The sequence below is a fragment of the uncultured Flavobacterium sp. genome (assembly GCF_963975515.1).
Classification (GTDB): domain Bacteria; phylum Bacteroidota; class Bacteroidia; order Flavobacteriales; family Flavobacteriaceae; genus Flavobacterium.
This window is the reverse complement of sequence record NZ_CAXBGY010000001.1, coordinates 164591-188572: the sequence shown is the minus strand read 5'-3', so window position 1 is coordinate 188572 and position 23982 is coordinate 164591. Positions and strand designations below refer to the sequence as shown.

Genomic DNA, 23982 nt, shown 5'->3' with positions numbered 1-23982 from the left:
TAAAGTACAAATATACTCTAAATCATAATTCTAAAAAATTTTACTTTGATTATACTCTTTCAATAACTATTGCAGAAGCACCACCACCACCATTACAAATAGCTGCAGCACCAATTTTTGCATTATTTTGAGCTAAAACATTAATTAATGTCACAATAATTCTAGCACCAGAACACCCTAATGGATGACCTAAAGAAACCGCACCACCATTAACATTAATTTTATCCTCAGATAAGCCTAATATTTTTGCATTAGCTAATCCAACAACAGCGAAAGCTTCATTAAATTCAAAATAATCTACATCACCGATTGAGACTCCAGCTTTATCTAATGCCTTTGGTAAGGCTTTTGCAGGAGAAGTAGTAAACCATTTTGGTTCCTGAGCAGCGTCAGCATAAGATTTTATGTAAGCTAAAGGAGTTAATCCTAAAGATTTTGCTTTTTCTTCACTCATTAACACTAAAGCAGCAGCACCATCATTAATTGTTGAAGCATTTGCAGCAGTAACTGTTCCGTCTTTTGAAAATACGGGATTTAAGGTAGGAATTTTTTCTAACTTAACATTTGTGTATTCTTCGTCTTTGGATACAATTAAAGCATCTCCACGTCTCTGTGGTACTTCAACTGAAACAATTTCTGAATCAAACTTTCCAGCTTCCCAAGCTTTTGCAGAACGTTCGTAAGATTGAATAGCATAATTATCTTGTTCTTCTCTTGAAATTTTATATTCTGTTGCGCATAAATCTGCACAAGTTCCCATAGCTTGATTATCGTATGCATCAACCAAACCGTCTCTTTGCATTCCATCTACTAAAGTGGTTGGTCCAAATTTAACTCCATTTCTCATGTGAACATAATGAGGAATTAAACTCATGTTTTCCATTCCACCAGCAACAACTACTTCTGCATCACCAGCCATAATTGCTTGAGCTCCTTGCATAACGGCTTTCATTCCACTAGCGCAAACTTTATTTATAGTTGTACACGAAACATTGTTTGATAAACCCGCAGCTAATGCTGCTTGTCTCGCTGGTGCTTGACCGTTTCCAGCCTGAACCACGTTACCCATTATGACCTCGTCAACAAGATTAAAATCTAAATTGATTTTATTTAAAGCTCCTTTAATGGCAGCTGCACCTAATTGTGTCGCAGGAACACTTGATAAAGCACCCATAAAACTACCAATAGGAGTTCTTACTGCTGAAACTATAACTACTTTTGTACTCATACTATTTATTTTTTGCGAATTTAATAAATTATTAGCTATTTTTTCTTAATTTGAAATTAAATTCACTAAAAAGATGTCATTAAGTATTGATTATACTATAAACTAATTATTTTTTTATATTCTATATGCTTGATTATTAATTCATTTTAATCAAAATGAATTTTTTATTAAAAAATTTTATCAAATTCTCTTGCAATAATAAGATGTTAATCCTACATTTGCAACCGCTAAAAAGATAAGTTCTTATATATTATTTAGAAGATTGGAGAGTTGCCTGAGTGGCCGAAAGGACTTGTTTGCTAAACAAGCGTATGGGAAACTGTACCAAGGGTTCGAATCCCTTACTCTCCGCTTATTTTTTTCACACCTCGGGGTGTAGCGTAGCCCGGTCATCGCGCCTGCTTTGGGAGCAGGAGGTCGCAGGTTCGAATCCTGCCACCCCGACAAATGAAGTTTTATTGCTTCATAATTTAAAATTTTGGTTGCGTAGCTCAGCTGGATAGAGCAACTCACTTCTAATGAGTAGGTCCCAGGTTCGAATCCTGGCGCGATCACAAAAAAAGCCTTGCATTTGCAAGGCTTTTTTGTTTTTATAGGTTATTGATTTGTTGATTTTCTTAAGAAAAGTATCTTTTTTTAAGCCTTTTTCAAAATATTTGTATAGTTTTTTGCAAATGGTGGTTGAGTAATTTTCATCTCCCAATCTTTAGGAATATTAGGAAACATTTCTTTTAGTTTTATTACTAACTGAAACCAACCTGGAGTTTCTTCATTAATTATCAAGGTATTCTCTCCTAAACAAATTTCCATCATTATTAAATCATAAGCATAAACGTCTTTTTTATAAGCATTTATTTCTTCAATATCTGTCCATTTAATAAAATTTTCAGAATCTTTTGATGTAAATTTAAAACCTTGCTCGTTATATTCAAACATACCTAAATCTGTATAAATTTCCTCGAATGATTTATCCTCTTTAATAGTTTCAGATGTTTTTAAATTAAATATTTTTTTGAATAAATTCATATGTATGCATTGATTTTACTCGTTTTTTAGGTAATGTTACTGCTAACTATTAAATAAATGGTTATATTTAAAATTCTAAAAAACAATCAAATTAATATCTCTATATTCAATATTAAACCAATCTGCTATGGATTTGTTGGTTAATAATCCATGATAGAAGTAGACACCGTTTTTTAAACCTCGGTTGCATCTTATAGCGCTTTCTAAGCCGCCATCTTCTGCTATTTGTAATAGGAATGGAGTTATGATGTTACTTATGGATAATGAAGCTGTTTTGGAATATCTTGATGGAATATTAGGAACACAATAGTGAATTACATTGTTCTTAATAAAAGTTGGTTTTTCATGGGTTGTTACTTCTGAAGTCTCAAAACTTCCCCCTGAATCGATGCTTACGTCAACGATTACAGCCCCTTTTTTCATGTGTTCGACCATTGTTTCCGTAACTACGATTGGAGTTCGATTTTTTCCTCTCATAGCACCAATAGCAACATCACACCTTTTTAGTGCTTTTACTAATGCTTTTTCTTGAATGGTAGAAGTAAATATCCTTTGATTCAATAAATTTTGAAGTCTTCTTAATTTAGTAATTGAATTATCAAACACTTTTACATTTGCTCCTAAACCAATTGCTGTTCTTGCTGCAAATTCAGCTACTGTTCCAGCACCAAGTATTACTACTTCAGTTGGAGGAACACCTGTAATATTTCCTAATAAAAGTCCTTTACCAATGTTTTCATTAATCATTAATTCGGCAGCAATTAAAATTGAAGCTGTTCCTGCAATTTCGGATAATGATTTTACTGCTGGATAAGATCCATCTTCATCTTTAATGAATTCATAAGCTAATGCTGTAATTCTTTTATGAGCTAAAGCCTCAAAATAGGCTTTCTTTTGTGTTTTTAGTTGAATGGCTGAAAGTACAATTGTTTGTGGATTTATTAAGTCAATTTCATCAATTGTAGGTGGTTCAACTTTTAGTATCATTGGACAGCTAAACACTTTTTTAGTGTCTTTTGTAACTTCTGCACCAGCTTTACTGTATTCTAAATCAGAAAAACTTGAACTTTCTCCAGCTCCAGATTCAATCATAACCCTATGTCCTTGATGTACTAATGAACTAACAGCATCTGGAGTTAAACAAATTCTTCGTTCTTGATAGGAGATCTCTTTTGGTATTCCAATAAATAATTCACTTTTATGTCTTGCAACTTCAAGTTTTTCTTCTTGAGGCATTAGTTGCATTTTAGAAAAAGGGGAAAATGATACCATAGTTTTTAGTTAAGTTGTGCCAAGTTACTTATTTTTTTCAATAATTAAAAAATTGTTTTTAAATAAAATAAGTGGTTTAGTTAATTAAAATTAATTGGCGTTTACCATTTTCAATTTCTTTCATAATAATTCTTGCGTGATCAATTGGAATAAGATTTGGTGTTTTTTCTGGCCATTCAATAAAGCACCAATTTCCCGAATAAAAATATTCATCTAAACCCATATCATATCCTTCGATTTCATTATTTAATCGATATAAATCAAAGTGATATATGGGCTCTAATGTTGTAGTGCGATATTCGTTAACTATTGAAAAGGTTGGGCTACTGCTATTATCAGACACATCTAATTCTTTAACTAAAGCTTTTATTAAAGTTGTTTTTCCAACACCCATTAAGGCATCAAAAGTTATGACTTTCTTTAAACCTGGTGTTGAAAGTATTTTTTGAGCAACTTGCTGTATTTCATCTAATGAAAAAGTAATTTCCATCTAAATTTTATTTGTAATCAATTAAAAACTAACTTCTTGGTTCAAATACCAAAAAAGGAATAATCATTTCTTCTAAAGAAATTCCACCATGCTGGTAAGTGTTTCTGTAATAACTTACATAATGATTGAAGTTATTTACATAAGCCAAAAATAAGTCATTCTTAGCAAAAATGTAAGAACTACTCATGTTAATTGTTGGTAAACCAACTTTTTTAGGATCTTTTACCGCATAAACGTCTCTATCTTCATAAGTTAGACTTCTACCTGTTTTATAACGAAGGTTTAAACTAGTGTTTTTATCACCAATTACTTTTGAAGGGTTTTTGCAGTTTATTGTTCCATGATCTGTAGTCAAGATTAATTTGAAACCCATTTGTTGAGCTTGTTGAATCATTTCTAACAATGGAGAATTCTTAAACCAGCTCAAAGTCAATGAACGATAAGCTTTATCATTAGAGGCCAATTCTTTTACGACATCCATTTCTGTTTTAGAGTGAGAAAGCATATCGACAAAATTATAAACAATAGTGGTTAAATCATTGTCTTTTAGTCCTTTGAAGTTTTCTGCTAATTTTTTTCCGTCTCTGAAATTTGTAATTTTATAGTATTCTTGTTTGATATTTAATCCCAAACGTTTTAATTGTTCTGATAAAAAGTCAGCTTCATGCATGTTTTTTCCTCCTTCATCAACATCATTTTTCCAATATTGAGGAAATTTTTTCTCCATATCCAAAGGAGTTAAACCGCTAAAGATAGCATTACGAGCGTATTGAGTAGCTGTTGGTAAAATAGAGTAGTAGCTAACTTCTTTTTCTAATTTATAATGATTGTTAACAATACTTTCAAACGCTTTCCATTGGTCATAACGAAGATTATCAATAACTATAAATAGGATTGGTTTTTCTTTTTTTCTGATTTCTGGAGCGACTAATTCTCCAAATATTTCATGCGATAAAAAAGGTTTGTCTTTGGTATTTGTGAACCAATCTTCATAATTACGTTCAATAAATTTACCAAATTGCATGTTAGCTTCTGATTTTTGACTTTCTAATATTTCAATCATACTTTGTGATTCAATATTTTCCAATTCTAATTCCCAAAAAACTAAACGTTTATACATTTCTACCCAGTCTTCAAAAGAATTGACCGAAGCCATATCCATTGCTATTTTTCGGAATTCTTTTTGGTAATCTAAAGTAGTTTTGTCTGAAACTAATCGAGAATGATCTAGATTTTTCTTCAAACTCAATAAAATTTGATTAGGATTTACGGGTTTTATTAAATAATCAGCAATTTTAGAACCAATGGCTTCTTCCATTATATATTCTTCTTCACTCTTGGTAATCATAATCATTGGGACAGAAGATTTTTTTTCTTTCATTTCTGAAAGCGTTTCTAAACCACTTAAACCTGGCATGTTTTCATCTAAAAAAACGATATCAAAGTTAGATTCTTCAAATAAATCTATAGCATCTTGTCCGTTGTTACACGTAGTAACATCGTAGTTTTTCTTTTCTAGGAATAATATATGTGGTTTTAATAAATCAATTTCGTCATCAACCCAAAGGATTTTTATTTTGTTCATGTTGTATATTTTCAGTTTTAGCTTTTTTATTAAATAATGACTGCAAGTTAGTATATATTGAACGATGAATATATTAAAAATTGTATAAAATTTTACGTAATTTATAGTTTTAAACAAAACTTTTAGAGTAACCTCAAAAATCCCTACTTTTACAAAAAAATATATTTTCTGTGAGTCAAATCAATAAACGCAAAATTTTTAACGATCCAATTTATGGTTTCATTACGATTCCTAATACGTTGATTTACGATTTAATACAGCATCCTTATTTTCAACGTTTAAGACGTATTTCGCAAATGGGCCTGACTTATTTAGTTTATCCAGGAGCACATCATACACGTTTTCATCATGCTTTAGGTTGTATGCACTTGATGCAAAAAGCCATCCAAACACTTCGTTTTAAAGAAGTTGAAATTTCTGAAGAAGAAGAAAATGCTCTTTTAATTGCAATTTTGTTACATGATATAGGTCATGGGCCTTTTAGTCACGCAATGGAGCAGAGTATTGTGGAAGAAGTGCATCATGAGCAATTGTCATTATTGTTTATGGAAAAATTAAATGAAGAGTTTGATGGAAAATTATCATTAGCAATTCAAATATTTAAAGAAGAATATCATAGAAAATTTATGCTGCAATTGGTTTCTAGTCAGTTAGATATGGATAGATTGGATTATTTGCGAAGAGATAGTTTTTATAGCGGTGTGGCTGAAGGAAATATCAATAGTGAGCGTTTAATTCAAATGATGAATGTTCAAAATGATGTATTAGTTATTGAAGAAAAAGGAATTTATTCGGTTGAAAAGTTCTTAATGGCAAGAAGGTTAATGTATTGGCAAGCTTATTTGCATAAAACAAGTGTTGTTTCAGAAATTATTTTGATGAATATTCTAAAAAGAGCTAAAGAATTAACACAAAATGGAATTATTTTAAATTGTAGTGAACCGTTACAATTCTTTTTAACCAATAAGATTTCTTTAGATAATTTTGATTCAAAAGTGCTACAAACATTTTCATATTTAGACGATTTTGATGTGATGAGTGCTATAAAAAATTGGCAATTTAATGATGATTTTGTCTTAAGTTCTCTTTCAAAAATGATCATTAATAGAGATTTATTAAAGATTCAAATGATGAATGATAAACCAAAGAAAGAGAGCTTATTAGGTTTTAGAAATAAGTTTATAGAAAAACATAATACAACAGCAATAGAAACAGACTATTTTATTTTTAAAGGAAAAATTAAAAACCAAGCATATAATAAAGAAAGTGAACCCATTCGTATCTTAAAAAAAGATGGAAGTGTGGAAGATGTAGCACAAGCATCAGACCAATTAAGTCTCAAAGCTTTATCAAAACCAGTAACAAAATATTTTATTTGTTACCCAAAAGAATTGATAGTTGCATAGCTATTTGATTTAATTTTATATTTTTGTGAGATTGGAATTTATTTTTCATAGTTTTAATTATTGAAAAAGATAGATTCAAAAAGTAGATTCCATCAGGATTGATGGTAACTTAAAAATTTTAAATGAAGTTTACAGCAGAACAAATTGCAGGTATATTAAATGGCGAAGTAGTAGGAAATCCTAATGCTGAAGTCTATAAATTAGCAAAAATTGAAGAAGGAACAGAAGGTTCGTTGACTTTTTTAGCCAATAAAAAATACATTAATTATATATATTCAACTCTAGCAACAATAACAATCGTTAATATTGATTTTGTTCCAGAGCAAGAAATTACTACTACTTTGATTAAAGTAGAAGATGCTTATAAAGCATTTTCAACGCTTTTAGAATATTACAATCAAGTAAAATTAATGAAGTCCGGAATTGAACAACCATCAGTAATTTCGGAAAACGTAACTTACGGAGAAGGTTTATATTTAGGAAGTTTCTGTTACATTGGAAAAAATGTTTCTATAGGAGAAAACGTAAAAATTTATCCTAATACATTCATTGGTGATAATGTTAATATTGGAGATAATTGTATTTTCTTTGCTGGAGTAAGAATTTATTCAGAATCAGAAATAGGAAATAATTGTACATTTCACTCAGGTTGTATTGTAGGATCTGATGGATTTGGATTTGCACCCTTAGAAGATGGTACCTATTCAAAAATTCCTCAAATTGGAAATGTAATTATAGAAGATAATGTTGAAGTAGGAGCAAACACTACAATAGATAGAGCAACTTTAGGTTCAACATTTATTAGAAAAGGTGTAAAATTGGATAATCATATTCAAGTAGCACATAATGTTGAAATAGATGAAAATACAGTAATTGCTGCTCAAACCGGAATTGCAGGTTCAACCAAAATTGGTAAAAATTGTATGATTGGTGGTCAAGTTGGAATATCAGGTCATTTAGTTATTGGTAATGGTGTGAAAATACAAGCACAATCGGGCATCGGTAAAAGTATTGGAGACAATGAAGTTGTACAAGGATCACCAGCATTTAATTATGTTGATTTTGCTAAGTCTTTTGTACATTTCAAAAATTTACCCAATATTGTAAATGAATTAGAAGAATTAAAGAAAAAATAACAAGTTTAAATTTAGATATTTATGGTTAAGCAAACAACCATCGCTGGAGAAGTTACATTAAAAGGTGTTGGACTTCATACAGGTCAAGAAGTTACAATGACATTCAAACCTGCACCGGTTAATAACGGGTATTCATTTGTTCGTGTTGATTTAGAAGGACATCCAATTATTGAAGCTGATGCCAGTTATGTAATTAATACTCAACGTGGTACAAATTTAGAAAAAAAAGGTGTTTTCATACAAACATCAGAACACGTTTTAGCTGCTTTTGTAGGTTGTGATGTTGATAATGTTATCATTGAATTAAATGCTTCAGAACCACCAATTATGGATGGTTCATCAAAATATTTTGTTGAAGCTATTGAAAAAGTAGGTGTTAAAATTCAAGATGAAGAACGAAAGGTTTACGTTGTTAAAGACGTAATTTCATACACAGACGAAAGTACAGGTAGCGAAATTACAATTATTCCGAGTGATAACTATTGCGTAACAGCAATGGTAGATTTTGGAACAAAAGTTCTTGGTACTCAAAATGCAACAATGAAAAACATCAGTGAATTTAAAGATGAAATTTCAGAGAGCAGAACTTTTAGTTTCTTACATGAGTTAGAGACTTTATTAAATAATGGATTAATTAAAGGTGGAGATTTAAACAATGCTATTGTTTATGTAGATAAAGAGATTTCTGAGGATACAATGAATAATCTTAAAAAAGCCTTTGGAAAAGACAAAATAACAGTCAAACCAAACGGAATTTTAGATAATTTAGAATTGCATCATCCAAATGAAGCTGCTCGTCATAAATTATTAGACGTTGTTGGAGATTTAGCTTTGGTAGGAATTCGTATTCAAGGTAAAGTTATTGCAAATAAGCCAGGTCATTTTGTAAATACTCAATTTGCTAAAAAACTTCAAAAATTAATCAAAATTGAAGAAAGAAACCAAGTTCCAGTGTATGATTTGCACAAAGAACCTTTGATGGATATTCATCAGATTATGGCTATTCTTCCTCATAGACCACCTTTCTTATTAATAGATAGAATTATTGAAATGTCAGATTCTCATGTTGTTGGATTGAAAAATGTAACAATGAATGAACCTTTCTTTGTAGGACATTTTCCAGATGCACCCGTTATGCCTGGGGTTTTAATCGTAGAGGCAATGGCTCAAACAGGAGGGATTCTAGTGTTAAGCACTGTTCCAGATCCAGAAAATTATCTAACATTTTTCATGAAAATAGATAATGTAAAATTCAAACAAAAAGTATTACCAGGTGATACATTAATCTTTAAATGTGATTTAATAACACCAATTAGACGTGGAATTTGTCACATGCAAGCCAATGCTTATGCTAATGGTCGATTAGTAGCTCAAGCAGAATTGATGGCACAAATAGCAAAAAAACAATAATATGAATCAACCGTTAGCATACGTACATCCAGGAGCAAAAATAGCTCGAAATGTAGTAATTGATCCTTTTACTACTATTCATAATAATGTAATAATAGGAGAAGGAACTTGGATTGGATCAAATGTAACCATTATGGAAGGTGCTCGCATTGGAAAAAATTGTAACATTTTTCCTGGTGCAGTAATTTCAGCTGTTCCACAAGATTTAAAATTTGGTGGAGAAGATTCTTTAGCAATAATTGGAGATAACACAACTATTAGAGAATGTGTTACCATAAATAGAGGTACAGTTGCATCTGGTCAAACCAAAATTGGTGATAATTGCTTAATTATGGCTACAGCTCATATTGCACACGATTGTCATATTGGCGATAATGTAATAATTGTTAATGGTGTACTTTTAGGCGGACATGTTACTGTAGGTAATCATGCTATTATTGGAGGTTTATCTGCTGTGCATCAATTTATAAGTATTGGAGAACATGCTATGATTTCTGGTGGTTCTCTTTTAAGAAAAGACGTTCCTCCTTATTCAAAAGCTGCAAAAGAACCTATATCTTACGTTGGAATTAACTCAGTAGGATTAAGACGAAGAGGTTTTACAACAGAAAAAATTAGAGAAATTCAAGATATTTATAGAATTCTATATCAAAAAAATTATAATACCACTCAAGCTTTAGCCAAAATTGAAGCAGAAATGGAAGCAACTCCAGAACGAGATGAGATAATTCAGTTTATTAAAAGTTCATCTAGAGGTATTATGAAAGGTTATACTGGAGTTTAATTATTTCGTCATGAAAACGAATGGTTCACATACTAGTTTTAACTTATTTTGTTTGCTTTTTTTGTTTTTCACACTAAACAGCATAGCTCAAAATACAGTTTATTTTCCTCAAGTTTTCTTTGAGAAGGCTGATGCTATTAAGAAATTAGAAATTGGAACTTCAACAATTAAAGGAGTTGCATTTACTAGGCAAGACAGAGGTAACATGTATGCTAAAAAACAATTAGCAAATAAAACATTAGTATTCCTTTTTCCAATGACTGATTACATGGAAGAATGGTTAAAACTCTATAAGTCAAAAGGAGACATGCCAAATACTAATATAGTAATGTCTGAAGAATCTTTTAAATATCATTTGGAAGTTTTAACAGATGAATATGGTAATTTTACTTTTCCTAAAATGAAACCAGGAAAGTATTACATAATGTGTGATATAGATTTTGTTGGAACGGGAAGTTATTCTGTAGAAACAGGCAGAACAAATTATTACAATGGTTATGGATATTATATGGGGTCAACCCCAATTTACCAAAGCTATTTTTATAATTTTGATGCTAGAAATAGAGAAAGTAGGGAGGTTGATATAGAACAAAACGGACAATTAATAGAAGTAAAATTAAAACCTCAATTGTTTGAAAACTATGTTAAATTAGCAAATAAGTTTATATCAACTACAAAATGCTATCAAGTAAATAATTTGCAATATGGAAAATGTTCAGATTTTTACGAAAATGGAAAAGTTAAAACGGTTGCTGAATGGAAAGAGGGTTTGTTAGATGGAGATGCAATATTTTATTATGAAAATGAAAAAATAGAAGCTGAAGGAAAGTTCAATAAAAATTCTAAAGTAGGCTTATGGAAATATTATGACGAAAAAGGAACCATAAAAACAGAAGAATCTTTTGTTTATAGAAAGAAAAAATCAGTAAAAGAGGGAACTTTTAAATATTATTATCCTTCTGGAAAAGTTAAAATAGTGGATACTTATAAGAACGATTTTATTCAAGGAGAAAGCTACGAATATTATGAAACAGGAAAATTGAAAATTAAATACAATTTCAAAGATTCAAAATTAGATGGTGACGTAAAATATTATGATGAGAATGAAAAAATCTATCAAATCATAAATTATAAAGAAGGAAAAGAAATTAAAAAAATACAAATACATTAAAAATTAAATACACATAAAATGGCAAGTACATCAGATATTAGAAACGGATTATGCATCAAATACAATCACGATATTTATAAAATTATCGAATTTTTACACGTAAAACCAGGAAAAGGACCAGCGTTTGTAAGAACAAAATTGCGATCAGTAAGTAACGGAAAAGTATTAGATAATACATTTTCAGCTGGACATAAAATTGATGTAGTTCGTGTAGAAACACAAACTTATCAGTTTTTATATGCAGAAGGTGATACATTTAACTTTATGAATGTAGATAATTACGAACAAATAACATTAGAAAGAAGCGTTCTAGATGCTCCAGATTTATTAAAAGAAGGAACAAATGTAATGCTACAAATCAATACAGAAACAGATTTGCCTTTATCTGTAGACATGCCCTCTTCAGTAATTCTTGAAGTAACTTATACTGAACCTGGAATCAAAGGAAATACAGCTACAAATGCTAATAAACCAGCAACTGTTGAAACTGGAGCAACTGTAAACGTGCCTTTGTTTATTAATGAAGGTGATAAAATAAAAATCGATACAGCTTCAGGAAACTACATGGAACGTATTAAAGAATAAATTAAATTATGAAATTTCCAAAAACATACTCGCTAAAAGAAATAGCTTCAATAATCAACACTGAATTTGTAGGTGATGAAAACTTTCCTATAAAAGGAATGAATGAAATTCATGTTGTAGAACCTGGAGATATTGTTTTTGTAGATCATCCAAAATATTATGATAAAGCTTTACAATCGGCGGCTACAATTGTGTTAATCAACAAGAAAGTAGATTGTCCAGAAGGTAAAGCTTTATTAATTTCTGATGATCCATTTAGAGATTTCAATACATTAACGAAACATTTTAAACCATTTCAACCAATAAACACTTCTATTTCAGCTAGTGCAAAAATTGGAGAAAACACATTCATTCAACCAAATTCCTTTATTGGAAATAATGTATCTATTGGAAAAAACTGCATTATTCATTCAAATGTTTCCATTTATGATAATACTGTTATTGGAGATAATGTAATTATTCATGCAGGAACAATCCTTGGTGCTGATGCTTTTTATTACAAAAAAAGAGCAGAAGGATTCGATCAATTGCTTTCTGGTGGAAGAGTTGTAATTAAAGATAATGTTGGAATAGGGGCATTGTGCACAATTGATAAAGGGGTAACAGGCGATACAACTATTGGTGAAGGTACTAAAATTGACAACCAAGTTCACGTTGGACATGATACAGTGATAGGAAAGAAATGCCTAATTGCAGCACAAACTGGCATTGCAGGTTGTGTAATAATAGAAGACGAAGTAACACTTTGGGGACAAGTAGGTACAACTAGTGGTATAACAATAGGCTCAAAAGCTATTGTAATGGGACAAACAGGTATAACTAAATCAATAGAAGGCTCAAAAGTTTACTTTGGAACACCAATAGAAGAATCTAGAGAAAAATTAAAGCAGTTAGCTAATATAAAACGTATTCCCGAAATTTTAAAAAAGATGAAAAATGACTAATGTTCAAATTATAAAAGACTTTTACGCCTCGGATAATTATAGAGATGTGAGTTATGTCGACAATTTAATGGATGATTTAATTGAATTAGAATGGAATAGTTCAGTAGGTCAATTCACCTACGATAAAGCAGATGTAATGAAGCTCTCTAAAGAATTATTCGAAAATTATACGGATTCCAAAGTCGAAGTATTAAATATTTTTGGTGAAGGTGACTCAGTAGCTGTTCGCTATAATTATTACGCTTCAACTATAGAAAGCTCATCAGAAATGGTTTTAATTACAAAAATTATAGTTATTTGGGAATTCAAAGATGGAAAAATCATTAAAGGTCATCAAATGTCGGTTTTAGGTTAATATAATAAAAGTTAATTATTATTATTTTCATATAAAAACTTTAAAAGTCAATCAAAAAATCTTACTTTTGCTTCACTTTTTATAAAATAAATTAAAAATAACAACATGAGTGTTTTAGTAAACAAAGATTCAAAAATAATAGTTCAAGGATTTACAGGTAGCGAAGGAACTTTCCATGCCGAACAAATGATTGAATACGGTACAAATGTAGTTGGTGGTGTAACTCCTGGTAAAGGTGGACAAACTCATTTAGACAGACCTGTTTTTAATACTGTACAAGATGCAGTAGTACAAGCTGGGGCTGACACTTCTATATTATTTGTACCACCAGCTTTTGCTGCTGATGCAATTATGGAAGCTGCTGATGCTGGAATTAAAGTAATTATTTGTATTACTGAAGGAATTCCTGTTGCAGATATGATTAAAGCTTATGCTTATATTCAAGATAGAGATTGTCGTTTAGTTGGACCAAACTGTCCAGGTGTAATAACTCCAGGTGAAGCTAAAGTTGGTATTATGCCAGGTTTCGTTTTCAAAAAAGGTAATGTAGGTATTGTATCTAAATCAGGAACATTAACGTATGAAGCTGCTGACCAAGTTGTAAAACAAGGAATGGGAATCACAACGGCTATTGGAATTGGTGGAGATCCAATTATTGGAACTACTACAAAAGAAGCTGTTGAGTTATTAATCAACGATCCAGAAACTGAATGTGTAGTTATGATTGGTGAAATTGGAGGTCAATTAGAAGCTGATGCTGCTAAATGGTACAAAGAAAGTGGAAGTAAAAAACCAATCGTTGGATTCATCGCTGGTGAAACTGCTCCTGCTGGAAGAACAATGGGTCACGCTGGTGCAATCGTTGGAGGTTCTGACGATACTGCTGAAGCTAAGAAAAGAATCATGAGAGAATGTGGAATACACGTTGTTGATTCTCCTGCAGAAATAGGATTAAAAGTTAAAGAAGTAATGGGATAATCAATTCCTTTCTAAAATATAAAACTCCAATTTCGTTTTGAAATTGGAGTTTTTTTGTTTTAATAATTCTTATTTTTGAATAAGGAGCTTTTGATATTTTGATATTTGTTTATCAGAAATTTTAATAAAATATAATCCGTTATTTAAATTATAGGTTTCTAATTGAATACTATTATTTCCTTGAATAATTTCGTTAGTTTTTAAAACTTGACCTAAATCATTTATAAGTTCTATTTTTAGATTGCCATCAGAAAAACCAGTTTCAATAGTAACATAATTTGAAGCAGGATTTGGATAAACCTTAATAGATTGAGCTAAATCAAATTCAGTTGAAGATAAAGTACAAGAATCAGATAAAGAATTTGTATTTTCAATTGTATTTCCTGAAACTAGATTTTGTCCTAAAAAACCTGTAAATGAACTTGGATAATAAATACATTTAAAAACTGGACTTGTATTGGTTTGTCCTTGGGTTGTAATTCCAGTATTAGTTATTGGATTTACATAATTCCACACCTTTGTACCACTTGAATTTATTTCTGTAAAAGCCCCATTTGGCCCATCACAATATAAAACATTACCATTTGATAACTGTTGAGAACTTGATATGTTTTGAGCATATAAACTGTTTGGATTTCCTGCGTTATAATTCCAAGAAGTTGTGTTTGGTAAATAAGGTAGAGTAGAAGTGTAATTAAACCCATTAACAGGTGTATTTATTATTTCAACTGTTGAATAATTTCCTCCAGTTCTACCATTTCCATTATTAAAAATCATAATTTGATTAGCAAAAGGTAAACCATTCTCAATCCAAGTTGCATCATGTTGACCAAATAATTTTTGATCAGAAACAGTTCCATTATTATACGCTCTAGGATTTCCCCAACGGTATAAAATATCTCCCCCTTTTCCAGAATTTCCACCAACATGACTTGCTGCTTGAGCAGTTGTTGTACTATGATCAATAATCCAAACTTCATCAAAAGAATGGGAACTAACTAAAATTTGATCTAAAGTTGCGTTATAATCAATTGAGTTAAAATGAATCCAATCTTGTCCAATTGTTGCATTACTACTTGCATTATAATTTATGTTTACTAATTGTGGATTTGTATTTATGCTATTAAAATTAGGTTTTGAATTATCAAAATCTTGAACTAAATGATCCCAAAGCTTCCATTCCCAAACAATAGTTCCTGAAGTTAATCCAGTTGGTTGAATTTCAATAATTTTTTCAGACCATATTGTAGATGTTACTAATGAAGGGTTTCTACCTTTTGCAATGGCTTCAGTATTTGTTTTGGATTCCCACACAATAGCTAAAACATTACCATTTAGAAGTTCTTTTATATCATGATGTAAACAATCTAAAGTGTTTGAAACAGTATAATTTCAAGTAATATTTCCATTCCAATCTATTTTTTGAATGACACCACCTTTTCCACCAGCATTGAAAGTACTATTGTTTGTATTTCCAGTTCTTAATAAAAACCCATCATTTGTTAAATAGCATGATAATGCAGGTCTATAAGTACTTGGCCACGTTTTAACTTGTTTTCCGCATTTATCAATTAAATAGGTTGTTGTACTGCTAATTGGTGCAAATAAAACATAACCATTGTTTAGTGAACCTGAATCATTTTGAGTTAACCCAACAGTTTGTGCATTAGAATTTAAAAATAGAAATAAGAATAATAAAGGTATTTTTTTCATCAATATATTATTTAATATTAGACCTAAATAAACAAAAAAGGTTTAATCTAATTAAAGACTAAACCTTATAAAAATATAACTAAACTTTTCTATTTATTGATAATTACTTTTATGCTTTTAGAATTTTTTCCGTCAGAAATTTTCACAAAATACATTCCATTATAAATGGTATCAGTTTCTATGATACAAAAAGTAGTTCCTTGTAAAATTTTACTCTCTTTAACTATTTGACCTAATTCATTAATAAGTTCTACTTTTAATTCATTTTCTACAAAATCAGTTTGAACCGTAAAAAAGTCACTTGCTGGATTTGGAAAAACAGTAATACTTGCACTATTTAATACAAAATTTTCATTGGCAAGTACATAAGTAGTTGTAGATTCCGTGACACTTGTAACTTTTGCACCTGTTTTATTTCCATAATAAGTTGGACCAATAACATAAGGATATGCAGAAGAATTATCAGCATTTACAGTTGCAAAATAACAGTAAATTCCGTTTGGATATTCTGGAGTTATACAAAAACGTCCGTTATGCTCATCTAAATAAGTTGGGTCAGTTGGATGTGCTATATATTCATAATCTTCTTTAAAATAACCATTAAAAAAAGTTTGAGTACCTACAACTTGATTAACCGTAGGACCATTTGTTCTAGTAGTTTGGTTTTTTAATTGGTAACTTGATTTCATTCTTGCAATTGCACCTGTTCCATTTACATTAGTATAAGCATAAGCACCATAAATTGGAAAACCATCATAAGCAAAACCAATTAATGGAGAATGAGTAGATGTATTAATAGTGTACAAACCTTCAGAATCATATAAGTTACAGATTGAAGAATAAGTATTTGAAGTTGTGCTATCATATTTAAAAGCACTTGGGTTTTGATGGTGGTGATAATTTGTTCCTGCAGGATGTCCTTTTGCACAATCAAAACCTAATTTCTCAGCAGGAACAGCATCTCTGTTCCAAGCTTGAGTTGCACCCATTCCACCAGGACAAGTAGAGTTTCCCGGTCCACCACAAAGAGTACTAGTTGTATTATTCCATGCAACACCATCTCTATAATCAAATAAAGAAACACCATTAATAAAAACACCACAATTTCCAGCATTAGTTGCAGTAGGCGTACCAGTGTTTTGTGTTGGGTTTAATGGAAATTTATAAATTGCATTTTGATTTCCAGCTACATTTGGGTTTCCGTCACCAGAAAAAATACCTGTTGGATAAGCTGGAATTCCTGTTGCATTAACGTAAATCCAATTGGTTGAATATCGAACTTGTTGACAGTTTACCAAAATTCCATTAGAAATTGGAGTAGAGTTACCTGAAACATAATATGTACCTGTAGTAGTTGTGTTTTGCAACCATTTTGTTATTGCTGGATTGGTTTGTGCATTCATTAAAAATGCTAGAAATAATGCTAAGAGACTAATAGTTTTTTTCATTGATAGATTTTAAGAAGTATATAAGACTTAGATTTATTAATAAGGTTTAATAAATCAAAGTCTTTTTTTAAATTATTTTTTAATCACTTTAATATTTGTTTTATTATTTACATTAACAAAATACATTCCATTAGAATAATTTGACAAATCAATAGTAACTTCATTTTGATTTAAAGCATTGCTTTTATATAAAACTTGTCCTTGTAAGTTGATTACTTGAACACTTTCTATTGCAAAATCATTATTTGATATAGTTAAACTATTTGATGTAGGATTTGGATATAATTTCAAACTTGAATTAAAAAGTTCAAATTGATTAGCACTTAAAGATTCATTATTAGCATTAAAAGTAGGAGCTTGAATTACAAAACTTCCTGTTCCGTTTGGAATTCTAGCATACCCCATATCTGTTGTTTGTGCACCAAAAACGATATTTTCAACTTCTGTACCATTAGCATAAGATAATATACAATTTTCTCCACCCGCAGAAAATTTAAAATCTGCATGATAACCTGTTTGTGTTAAATCTTGATCAGCCCAAATAATTAAATATGTACCTGGAGCCATAGTTATACCTGAAGGAAAAACCCATTTTAATTTATTTGTTTGAGAGTCAGAAGCATATAAATTATCTAAACTTAAGGTTACTGATGAATTGTTATATAATTCAAACCAATCTTCATATTCACCATCTTGATCAGTTACAGTAGTAGCATTAGAAGCCATTATTTCATTTACCACTAATTGACCTGCTGTAATAGTTGGATAAGTAGCATTTATTGTATAAAATTCATGTTCTGCTCTTGCTGGTGAAAAAGCACCAACATTTGTGTTTTCTGCATAAATATAATATTGAACAGCTACAGCATTTACAGGAATAGAAGCACCATAAACGTTATCACCGGCTGCACCATCATTATGAGCTCCATCATCAAACATTTGAGTTTTTACAAAAATATCGTTCAATGCTGATCTATACCCTAAATAAACAGTTGAAGTTGTAGTGTTGGTTACATTTGCAGTAATTGAAACCGTTCCACCAACAGAAGGACTAGTTGTTGAAGGAGTTACAGTTGTTATACTTGGTTGTGTAGCTGTAAAATCAGATAAAGCAGATAAATATGTATTTCTAGCAGATAATAAACCTGTTATACCAGGAGCTGTATTACCTGTAACTGAAACATCAGTTGAATTTAAGTTATTAGTAAAGTTAGCGGTAGTTTGATAACTAAACTTATTAACATCAGCAACAAAATCTGCATATATTAATGTTTGCATTGCTTGTGCATCAGTCAAGAAGTATTCACTTCCAGTACTTGAAACTACTTCTGAAAGCATAGTTTTATAGTGTGCTAAATATCTTTTTTTATAGGTAGGAATAGCTAATAATTTTTGTACCAAAGGCCAAGCTGATTCTGTTGAATGTAACGTATGAGATAATTGTTTTTTTTGTGTTGTAGATAGAGTTCCTCCACCAGGACCACCAGTGCTAGAACCAGTACTACCAAAAACCCCAAAACACATGTTTAAATCCCAAATTATTGGATTAAATTGCCCATTGTCTGATTTATATAAATAATAATTTTGTTTAAATTGACCTATATAACTATCAAGATTAACAAATAAATTATGATACGCTAAAAACCACATTGTTCTATCAATATCTAATTTTGCTTCAAGTAAAGCCGTGTTTGCAGAAGTTGTTGTAGATAAAGTATTTGTTAAATCAATTAAATCATCCCATCCAGTATCTGATTTCATTTCATAAGCAGTTTCATAACTTGTATAATTTGTGCCTAAATACTGTAAAGAAGGCAAATTAGTAGAAGTTGGTCCAGCTCCAGCTGGTGGACTACAATCAAAAAAAGCATTTGTTTTTGAGCCAAAACGACTATCCACAAACTTTTTAGAAATAGATTCAACATTTGTATATAATCCGATATAAGTTCCGTTTACATATACTTTAGCATAATTAGCCAATGGAACATCCATATAATTTCCTAATATCTTATACCCTAATGCCTCTCTTACAAAAGAAGGGTCAAATATTACATTACTTAATTTAATATCGGTATATCCTTGATAATTTTGATCTACATAAGTATCTAATTCTAAATGCCAAGGATTTTTAACTTGACTTGCGTTATAAGAACTATTTCCTTTATATTTTGCTCCAACATTAGGAAACACTGTACCATTAATTGAAACTGATTGAGCAGAAATATAAGCGTCTGAAGCTTCTGCCGCATCTAATAATGCATCCCAATTGCTTTGAGCAAAGGTAATTTCGATAGTTTGTATCGTATTTAAATCATATAGACTTTGCCCAAATGTAGCACTTGAACAAACAGTTAATAGTAATAAAATAATTTTTTTCATCTTTAATTTGTTAGGATATATTTCTTTAGACGAAGAGAAAAATTTATTCTTGCAGTTTTATTTAATTATTTTCTTTAGGAAATGAAAATCTAGGATTAAATAAAAACTCTTTATCGGTTAAAGTCTTTAAAAACGCTACTAAATCTGTTCTGTCATTATCTGAAAGATTCATAGGTTTTTGAAGTTGTTTGGCTAATGTTGGACTATTTTCAATATCTGAATTATAATGTTTAATAACATCATTCAGAGTTTTAAATCGTCCATCATGCATGTAAGGAAAGGTAAATTGAGCATTTCTAAGTGTTGGAGCTTTAAATTTCTGTTTGTCTTTAATATCTTGGGTAATTCGCATTCGACCAAAATCATTTAAAGTACTATCAATGGCTAAACCATTATTTTCAAAATTATCACTGGTAAATAAAGGTTCTTTGTGACAAGAAGCACAATGTTGCTTGAATAAATCATAGCCTTTTTGTTCCATTTCAGTGAACTTTTCTTCCTTTCTAACTACTTTGTCATATTTTGAATTAGAAGTTGTTAACATAACCACAAATTGTGACAAGGCTTTCAAAGTTAATTGTCCAGTAATTTTATCAGTTCCAAAAGCTTTTTTATATAATTCTTGGTATTTTGGAATTTCCTGAAGTTTTTTGACCACATTTTCCATGGTTTCATCCATTTCAACTTCACTAGTAATTGGATGAATAAATTGAACGTCTAAATGATTGACACCACCATCCCACATAAATGTTTTGGACCAAGCTAAATTCATTAAAGTAGATGAATTTCGAATTCCAATTCTACCTTCAATTCCGTGACTTAAATCATGATCAACGTGAGTGAAACCTGTTTGTTGCAAATGACAACTGGCACATGAAATAGTATTATCACGAGAAAGAATAGGATCATAAAATAAATTTCGACCTAATTGAAAACCTTCTTCTGTTAATGGGTTTTTAGAAAAATCATAGACTGGTTTTGGCCAATCTTTAGGGATATCTAAATAAATAGGAGTAGAGTACCATTTTGAAAAAGAAAAAATTCCAAAAATAAAAATTCCAAATCCCAATATTAGCGTTATTTTCTTCATTCGATAGAAAATATTTTAGTCGTCAAATCAGCTATTTTCATGGCTTCTTTTCCTGGAATCATTATGGTATTGGTTTCTTTAAGTGATATTTCTGAAAATAACTTACCTAAATCTAAAACTAAATTGATTTTATTGTTTGGAATTTGGGATTTAATTATTGGAATTTCAATAGATTTCATACTATAATAAGGTTCCAAATAGCCTCCAACATGAAACTGAAATTTATTCTTTCTGGTTTTACAACTCGGGCTTTGGCCTTCAATTTTAAAATTAATTAAACCACTTTGCCAAGCCCAATACATTCCTTTGGTAGCATCTAAATCTCCTTCCAAAGCTCCAGAAACACTGGCTAAACTATCAACACCAATTTTGAATTTAATAGATGTTATTTCTTTATTGATGTGATTTGCAATTGAAAACTGCATAGTTTCAGGATTTTCAACATCAATTAAATGATAACTATTGTTTTCAGTGTAAGTTGATTGGTCTTTAAATTCTAATTGAAAACCAGTTAAATAAAACTTTACGGTTTCAAAAGACAAAGTATCATTTTGAGTAGAAACATAATTTGCATTCAATTTAAAATCTTCTTTATTGAATTTTAAACTAACATTAATATATAAGGAATCTGTTTTGTTTTGAGCATTTAAGCTAATACAAAGTAAAAATAAGCCAATAAAAATTTTAAATTTAATGTTCACGGTTTCTTTCCATTGGTGGTGGAAGTTGTCTAGGATTAAAGATTTTAGCTAATTCTGATGTTAAAGCTTCATAATCTTTTAATTGTTCTGGTTTACATAACTTTTTAATATCTAAAAAATGATTGTAATGTAACTTTTCAATAGAAGTTTGTGCATCAGCTATTTGAACAAATAAACTTTCTACAACTTTTTGATTATCAGATTTAGCTAATTCGCTATATAAACTGTTTTTATACATCTTAATATTATCATCAATCGCAGAAATTGTATCTCGATGAATTTTAATTAAAGCTACATATTGAGACACTTGTTCTTTATCAAAATGTAGTTTTTTAATAACAATTTCTCTAGGCAAAGGTCTTTTACCTTTCATATCGTTACTTTTTTCTCTCTTAAAAATAAAGAATGACAACGTAACAATGTTGATTAAAAACAACACTATTACTGCAAAGATTAATAATTTTGACTTACTCATATTTTTAATATAATTGATTATCAGTTGTTTTAACTAAATCTGATAATTCATAATTTTGACTTGTTTTTTGATTGGAATTTGATAAAATCCCCACATTTAAAGAAACTAACAATAAAATGGAAGCTGCAATAAGCCATTTTGTATAACTTTCGGCAGGTTTTTCATCTTCAAGTTTTGCTTGAATTTTACTTAACAAATCTTCGTTTGGATTTATTTTAATAATTCCATTAGTACTGTTTAGTATGTTTTCTATAAAATCTTCTTTTTTCATTTTTTCTGAACTTGTTTCAGAATCTTTCAATTCTGAGTTATTGTAACTTTTTAAAGTCTGACTTCTACATTGTTTGACGCATAATATTAATTTTTCTTGCGGTATTCTTCAAATTTATTTGATAATTTTTCTTTTAAACTATTTTTTGCCCTAAAAACTAAGGATTCAATAGCCGAAATACTCATTTCCATAATTTCTGCTACTTCAGGATTGCTTAATCCATCTACTTTTGCTAATATAAATGCTGTCTTCTGATTTTCTGGTAAAGTATTGATGACTTCAAACAATATTTTTGCATCTTCTTGATTTTCTAACAATATTCCTGGATGTTCAAAATCAGATGAATTATTATACTCATATTCGTTATCTGACTTCGTACCAAAAATAAAAAAACGTTTTTTACTCTTCTTTTTCTTGATAAAATCTAAAGATTGATTAATTGTTATGCGATAAATCCAAGTTTTTATATGCGATTCTTCTTTAAAAGTGTCCATTGATTGATATACTTTTACAAAAACATCTTGAGTAATTTCTTCAGCATCTTCAACATTTTGCAAATAATTCAATGCAACATTATACACCAATACCTTATGGGCTTGATAAATTTTGTTTAAATCAAATTGGTTTTTTTGCATGTAATCTAAAGCTCTTTATACTTTGACGATAAAAGTAAATATTTCTTTCACTAAAAATCTTTAAAAATCTATTTTTTTTAGAATTGCAAATTAATACTATCTTTGAACTTTATAATTAAAATTATTAGTTTATGAAATTATTAGACGGAAAAGTTGCCATTATAACAGGAGCAAGTCGTGGAATTGGAAGTGGAATAGCAAAAGTATTTGCTGAACAAGGTGCCAATGTTGCCTTTACATACAGTTCTTCTGCAGAATCTGCATTAGTATTAGAAAACGAATTAAACGCTTTAGGAGTTAAAGCAAAAGGATACAAATCAAACGCAGCAGATTTCAATGAAGCTCAAAAACTTGTTGATGATGTTATGGCTGACTTTGGAAATATTGACATATTAATCAACAACGCTGGAATCACAAAAGACAACTTGTTAATGAGAATGTCAGAAGAAGATTTTGATAAAGTAATCGAAATCAACTTAAAGTCTGTGTTTAACATGACAAAAGCGGTTCAAAAAATCATGTTGAAAAACCGTAAAGGTTCTATCGTAAACATGAGTAGTGTAGTAGGAGTGAAAGGTAACGCTGGACAAGCGAATTACGCAGCATCTAAAGCTGGTATGATTGGTTTTACAAAATCTATCGCTTTAGAGTTAGGTTCAAGAAATATTCGTTGCAACGCAATTGCACCAGGTTTCATAGAAACGGAAATGACTGCCAAATTAAACGAAGACGTTGTAAAAGGTTGGAGAGAAGCTATTCCTTTAAGAAGAGGTGGAACACCAGAAGATATTGCAAACGTTTGTGTATTCTTATCGTCAGATATGAGTGCTTACGTAACAGGACAAGTTATTAATGTTGATGGTGGAATGCTTACTTAAAAAGTTGGCAGTGATCAGTATT

24 protein-coding genes, 3 tRNA genes and 1 pseudogene are annotated in these 23982 nt (G+C 30.2%); 13 read left to right on the top strand and 15 right to left on the bottom strand.

Going from position 1 to position 23982, the window contains the following annotated elements; translation table 11 throughout:
* Nucleotides 1-49: 49 nt before the first annotated feature.
* Entirely contained in the window at nt 50-1228 is a 1179-nt protein-coding gene (locus tag AAC008_RS00890; RefSeq protein ID WP_339886846.1) for an acetyl-CoA C-acyltransferase, read from the bottom strand.
* A gap of 264 nt (nt 1229-1492) precedes the next feature.
* Here AAC008_RS00890 and AAC008_RS00885 point away from each other — a divergent pair.
* The 3 genes from AAC008_RS00885 (at nt 1493) to AAC008_RS00875 (ending at nt 1782) form a co-directional block, all read left to right on the top strand.
* Nucleotides 1493-1579: transfer RNA gene (locus AAC008_RS00885), tRNA-Ser, on the top strand.
* An 18-nt stretch (nt 1580-1597) separates the two neighbouring features.
* Nucleotides 1598-1672, top strand: a tRNA-Pro gene (locus AAC008_RS00880).
* A 36-nt stretch (nt 1673-1708) separates the two neighbouring features.
* A tRNA-Arg gene (locus AAC008_RS00875) sits at nt 1709-1782 on the top strand.
* An 82-nt stretch (nt 1783-1864) separates the two neighbouring features.
* Here AAC008_RS00875 and AAC008_RS00870 read toward each other — a convergent pair.
* The 4 genes from AAC008_RS00870 to AAC008_RS00855 all read right to left on the bottom strand — a co-directional run bounded on the left by AAC008_RS00870 (nt 1865) and on the right by AAC008_RS00855 (nt 5601).
* Nucleotides 1865-2254: a hypothetical protein gene (locus tag AAC008_RS00870; protein WP_339886844.1), complete on the bottom strand. Its 390-nt coding sequence runs from the start codon at nt 2252-2254 to the stop codon at nt 1865-1867.
* A gap of 75 nt (nt 2255-2329) precedes the next feature.
* Nucleotides 2330-3526, bottom strand: a complete 1197-nt coding sequence (locus AAC008_RS00865; RefSeq protein ID WP_339886843.1) for an alanine dehydrogenase — start codon at nt 3524-3526, stop codon at nt 2330-2332.
* 76 nt (nt 3527-3602) lie between these two features.
* Complete coding sequence (gene tsaE, locus AAC008_RS00860; RefSeq protein ID WP_026715837.1) at nt 3603-4016, bottom strand: tRNA (adenosine(37)-N6)-threonylcarbamoyltransferase complex ATPase subunit type 1 TsaE; 414 nt, start codon at nt 4014-4016, stop codon at nt 3603-3605.
* Between the two features lie 28 nt (nt 4017-4044).
* Entirely contained in the window at nt 4045-5601 is a 1557-nt protein-coding gene (locus AAC008_RS00855) for a bifunctional response regulator/alkaline phosphatase family protein (protein ID WP_339886842.1), read from the bottom strand.
* A 170-nt stretch (nt 5602-5771) separates the two neighbouring features.
* On the opposite strand from AAC008_RS00855, the gene AAC008_RS00850 reads away from it, so the two are divergent.
* The 9 genes from AAC008_RS00850 to sucD all read left to right on the top strand — a co-directional run bounded on the left by AAC008_RS00850 (nt 5772) and on the right by sucD (nt 14370).
* Complete coding sequence (locus AAC008_RS00850; protein WP_339886841.1) at nt 5772-7007, top strand: HD domain-containing protein; 1236 nt, start codon at nt 5772-5774, stop codon at nt 7005-7007.
* 122 nt (nt 7008-7129) lie between these two features.
* On the top strand, nt 7130-8143 hold the full coding sequence (gene lpxD, locus AAC008_RS00845; protein WP_339886840.1) for a UDP-3-O-(3-hydroxymyristoyl)glucosamine N-acyltransferase: 1014 nt from the start codon (nt 7130-7132) through the stop codon (nt 8141-8143).
* Nucleotides 8144-8164: 21 nt separating this feature from the next.
* Complete coding sequence (locus AAC008_RS00840) at nt 8165-9553, top strand: bifunctional UDP-3-O-[3-hydroxymyristoyl] N-acetylglucosamine deacetylase/3-hydroxyacyl-ACP dehydratase (RefSeq protein ID WP_339886839.1); 1389 nt, start codon at nt 8165-8167, stop codon at nt 9551-9553.
* A 1-nt stretch (nt 9554) separates the two neighbouring features.
* The gene (lpxA, locus tag AAC008_RS00835) at nt 9555-10337 is read left to right on the top strand and encodes an acyl-ACP--UDP-N-acetylglucosamine O-acyltransferase (protein ID WP_339886838.1); all 783 of its coding nucleotides are present in this window, start codon (nt 9555-9557) and stop codon (nt 10335-10337) included.
* A 10-nt stretch (nt 10338-10347) separates the two neighbouring features.
* On the top strand, nt 10348-11508 hold the full coding sequence (locus AAC008_RS00830) for a toxin-antitoxin system YwqK family antitoxin (RefSeq protein WP_339886836.1): 1161 nt from the start codon (nt 10348-10350) through the stop codon (nt 11506-11508).
* Nucleotides 11509-11526: 18 nt separating this feature from the next.
* Complete coding sequence (gene efp, locus AAC008_RS00825) at nt 11527-12093, top strand: elongation factor P (protein WP_339886835.1); 567 nt, start codon at nt 11527-11529, stop codon at nt 12091-12093.
* An 8-nt stretch (nt 12094-12101) separates the two neighbouring features.
* Nucleotides 12102-13037 carry a UDP-3-O-(3-hydroxymyristoyl)glucosamine N-acyltransferase gene (locus AAC008_RS00820; protein ID WP_339886834.1) on the top strand — a complete coding sequence of 312 codons (936 nt, stop codon included), beginning with the start codon at nt 12102-12104 and terminating at the stop codon, nt 13035-13037.
* The gene (locus tag AAC008_RS00815) at nt 13030-13392 is read left to right on the top strand and encodes a nuclear transport factor 2 family protein (RefSeq protein ID WP_339886833.1); all 363 of its coding nucleotides are present in this window, start codon (nt 13030-13032) and stop codon (nt 13390-13392) included. The genes AAC008_RS00820 and AAC008_RS00815 overlap by 8 nt, the downstream gene beginning before the upstream one ends.
* Nucleotides 13393-13497: 105 nt before the next feature.
* The gene (sucD, locus tag AAC008_RS00810) at nt 13498-14370 is read left to right on the top strand and encodes a succinate--CoA ligase subunit alpha (protein WP_339886832.1); all 873 of its coding nucleotides are present in this window, start codon (nt 13498-13500) and stop codon (nt 14368-14370) included.
* Nucleotides 14371-14439: 69 nt separating this feature from the next.
* Here the strand turns inward: sucD and AAC008_RS00805 are convergent, their stop codons facing one another.
* From AAC008_RS00805 to AAC008_RS00760, 10 genes and pseudogenes are all read right to left on the bottom strand, one after another.
* Nucleotides 14440-14886 (bottom strand): T9SS type A sorting domain-containing protein, encoded by a 447-nt coding sequence (locus AAC008_RS00805; RefSeq protein ID WP_339887199.1) that lies wholly within the window; start codon nt 14884-14886, stop codon nt 14440-14442.
* A gap of 18 nt (nt 14887-14904) precedes the next feature.
* Nucleotides 14905-15747: pseudogene (locus AAC008_RS00800) on the bottom strand (aryl-sulfate sulfotransferase); the annotation flags it as partial.
* 15 nt (nt 15748-15762) lie between these two features.
* Nucleotides 15763-16083 (bottom strand): hypothetical protein, encoded by a 321-nt coding sequence (locus AAC008_RS00795; protein ID WP_339886831.1) that lies wholly within the window; start codon nt 16081-16083, stop codon nt 15763-15765.
* Between the two features lie 89 nt (nt 16084-16172).
* Nucleotides 16173-17531, bottom strand: coding sequence for a YHYH protein (locus AAC008_RS00790; RefSeq protein WP_339886830.1), 1359 nt, complete (start codon nt 17529-17531; stop codon nt 16173-16175).
* A 72-nt stretch (nt 17532-17603) separates the two neighbouring features.
* Nucleotides 17604-19910 (bottom strand): CotH kinase family protein, encoded by a 2307-nt coding sequence (locus tag AAC008_RS00785; RefSeq protein ID WP_339886829.1) that lies wholly within the window; start codon nt 19908-19910, stop codon nt 17604-17606.
* A 61-nt stretch (nt 19911-19971) separates the two neighbouring features.
* Nucleotides 19972-21000 (bottom strand): cytochrome c peroxidase, encoded by a 1029-nt coding sequence (locus AAC008_RS00780; protein ID WP_339886828.1) that lies wholly within the window; start codon nt 20998-21000, stop codon nt 19972-19974.
* A complete protein-coding gene (locus AAC008_RS00775; protein WP_339886827.1) occupies nt 20997-21701 on the bottom strand; it encodes an MbnP family protein in 705 nt (234 codons plus the stop codon). Before AAC008_RS00775 ends, AAC008_RS00780 begins: the two co-directional genes overlap by 4 nt.
* Nucleotides 21691-22176: a hypothetical protein gene (locus AAC008_RS00770; RefSeq protein WP_339886826.1), complete on the bottom strand. Its 486-nt coding sequence runs from the start codon at nt 22174-22176 to the stop codon at nt 21691-21693. The genes AAC008_RS00775 and AAC008_RS00770 overlap by 11 nt, the downstream gene beginning before the upstream one ends.
* 4 nt (nt 22177-22180) lie before the next feature.
* A complete protein-coding gene (locus tag AAC008_RS00765; protein WP_339886825.1) occupies nt 22181-22447 on the bottom strand; it encodes a hypothetical protein in 267 nt (88 codons plus the stop codon).
* An 86-nt stretch (nt 22448-22533) separates the two neighbouring features.
* Nucleotides 22534-23082 carry an RNA polymerase sigma factor gene (locus tag AAC008_RS00760; protein ID WP_339886824.1) on the bottom strand — a complete coding sequence of 183 codons (549 nt, stop codon included), beginning with the start codon at nt 23080-23082 and terminating at the stop codon, nt 22534-22536.
* A gap of 131 nt (nt 23083-23213) precedes the next feature.
* Between AAC008_RS00760 and fabG the strand changes: the two genes are divergently transcribed.
* Nucleotides 23214-23960, top strand: a complete 747-nt coding sequence (fabG, locus tag AAC008_RS00755; protein ID WP_339886822.1) for a 3-oxoacyl-[acyl-carrier-protein] reductase — start codon at nt 23214-23216, stop codon at nt 23958-23960.
* Nucleotides 23961-23982 lie beyond the last annotated feature (22 nt).